2 protein-coding genes are annotated in these 2,366 nt (G+C 62.3%); both read right to left on the minus strand.

Annotated features, from left to right (window positions below; all coding sequences use genetic code 11):
• Window positions 1–230 precede the first annotated feature (230 nt).
• Window positions 231–1,409: an ROK family protein gene (locus tag AC1D1P_RS21200; protein WP_477669378.1), complete on the minus strand. Its 1,179-nt coding sequence runs from the start codon at window positions 1,407–1,409 to the stop codon at window positions 231–233.
• Between the two features lie 15 nt (window positions 1,410–1,424).
• Entirely contained in the window at window positions 1,425–2,204 is a 780-nt protein-coding gene (locus AC1D1P_RS21205) for an ATP-binding cassette domain-containing protein (protein WP_477674322.1), read from the minus strand.
• Window positions 2,205–2,366: the final 162 nt, after the last annotated feature.

A 2,366-nucleotide genomic window follows, 5' to 3' on the forward strand; every position in this document is an offset into this window, starting at 1 on the left:
TTCCAATCCCCAGGAAGATCAGCGCACCTATCCCGATGTACAGATGTGGCACGCCGGCCACCACGGCGCCCCAGATGACACCGGCCAGGAAAATCACGAAACCGATCATGTAAAGCGCAAAAGACATTTTCTTCTCCACGAAATGTTGTGGCCCCACTATGCGTGCCGTGGAGCCGCTGCTTTATCGGGTAGATGCGCTGATGGGTGTCAGCGAGGGCCTACGAATGGTTTCAGGAGGCTGCGGCCAATTCCGCCACCCCGGGCTTGAAGCCCTCCGGGAGGCCATTGCTTACGAGGCGGCCGCGCGGATGCATGGGACGCAGATATTGGTGAAGCACCAGGGCTGCAGCACCTACCGCTGAAGCCAGCAGGCCGTAACGCGCCACGCGCACCACCGGAGCGGTTACGCCGGCATGGGTGGCGTAGTTTTGCAGCGTCTCCTGGGCAACCCGCACCATGTCCGGAAAACGCTGGCAGGATGCGCCGCCCACCACCAGCACGCTGGGGTCGAAAGTGGTCCACAGGTTCTGCAGCAGCACACCCAGGTAGTGTCCCGACCGGTGAGCGTCCGCCAGCTGGCCCAGAGCACCCGAACCGATGAAGGCCTCCGCGCACCCACGCCGTCCGCAGGAGCACGCGGGTCCGTCGAGCTCCAGAATGCTGTGGCCGATCTCGCCGGCCATGCCCCGCATGCCGGTGAACAACCGGTCGTTGAGCACGATGCCCGCGCCCACGCCGACATCGCAGGTCACAAAAATCAGCGAGTCCTTGCCGTCGTTCTCCGAGAATTCGTATTCGCTCAGCGCGGCCGTGTCGGCTTCGTTTTGCACGTGCACCGGTACCGGAGGCAGGCCTGCATGAATCAGTGCCTGAGTGATCTGCGGCAAGAAGTCCACGTTGCGCCAGCCAAGGTTGGGGGCAAAGCGAACCACACCGGTGGTTTCGTCAAACGCGCCGGGCAGGCCGATGCCCACACCTGAAAGTTGCGCGCCGCGCAATACCAGCTGCGCCTGGGCCACTACTGTCAGGTCGGCAATCTGGCTGCAGACGTCTTGCGGCCGGGTGCCGCGCAAAGGTTCTTGCGTTGACCACAGCACTTGCCCCAGCAGGGACACGCTTACCACACGCAAGGTGTCGACTGCCACTTCCACACCAATCAGGCCGCGCGACCGGCAGTCGATTTGCAGGGGCGTGGAGGGCCGCCCCACACCGTTGACGGCGGCCATGCTGATTTCACTGAGCCAGCCTTCATCAATAAGTTCTCGCACCAGCAGGCTGACCGTCGACTTGGTCAACCCGCTATGGTTGGCCAGCTGCGCACGCGAGCGCCCCGGCTGGTTGCGCAGCAAGCGCATCAGCACACTGCGGTTGATGCGTTTGACAAGTTGCTGGTCACCTGTGGTTTTCATGGCCGATGGCATGGTTCAGGCAATGCGTTGCGGCGCCTGTGTTTTCCCTTCCGGCTGCTTGCCGGCGATGATCATGCCGAGAATCTGGTCTTCGTTCAGGTCGGCCGTGCGGTAAGTGCCGATCAGGCGGCCGTTTTTCATCACCGAGAGACGGTCGCTGAGCGAAAAAACATCCTGCATGTCATGCGTGATCAGGAAAATGCCCACGCCTTCGGCCTTGAGCTGGAGCACCAGGTTGGCGACCATGGCGGACTCCTCCGGCCCCAAGGCGGCGCAGGGTTCGTCCATGATCAGGATGCGGGCATTGAAATAAATGGCGCGCGAGATGGCCACCACCTGGCGCTGCCCGCCCGACAGGCGCCGCACCGGGGTGTGGATGTTGGTGAAGTTTTTATTCAGGCGGCCAAACACCTTGCGTGCCTGTGCCTCCATGAAGTAGTCGTCCAGCGTATTCCAGGCCGTCATTTTTTCACGGCCCAGAAACAGGTTGGCCACGGCGTCCAGGTTGTCGGCGAGAGCCAGTGTCTGGTAGATGGTCTCGATGCCCTGGTGTTGTGCATCGGCCGGGGTCCGGAGATTTACTTTCTGCCCCATCACATGGATCTCGCCCGAATCGATCGGGAAAGCTCCGGCCAGCATTTTCATGAGTGTGGATTTGCCGGCGCCGTTGTGGCCCAAGACGGCGACAACTTCGCCTGGGTACAGATTCAGGTTCACGCCGTCCACGGCATGAACGCCGCCAAAAGCCTTGCGGATGTCCTTGAATTCGACCAKAGGTTCGGTAGTGATTTGCATTTCAGTGATCCATTGCGCTGCGCGCCACCCGCGACACATGAAACCGCACGGCAAAGGCCAGGGACACCGCGGAACCGGCTTCGCCGGGCCGCTGGTGTGCCTTGCAGGCCGCGTGGCTGCCGGAGGCAGCCACCGCTCGACCCGTCCAGACCGACGCAGGTC

It is taken from the genome of Polaromonas sp. P1_E1_2 (genome assembly GCF_056406035.1).

What these genes read in the sequence shown, in the direction of transcription:
- AC1D1P_RS21200 (WP_477669378.1), bottom strand. Translation starts at nt 1,409, where the DNA reads ATGAAAACCACAGGTGACCAGCAACTTGTCAAACGCATCAACCGCAGT.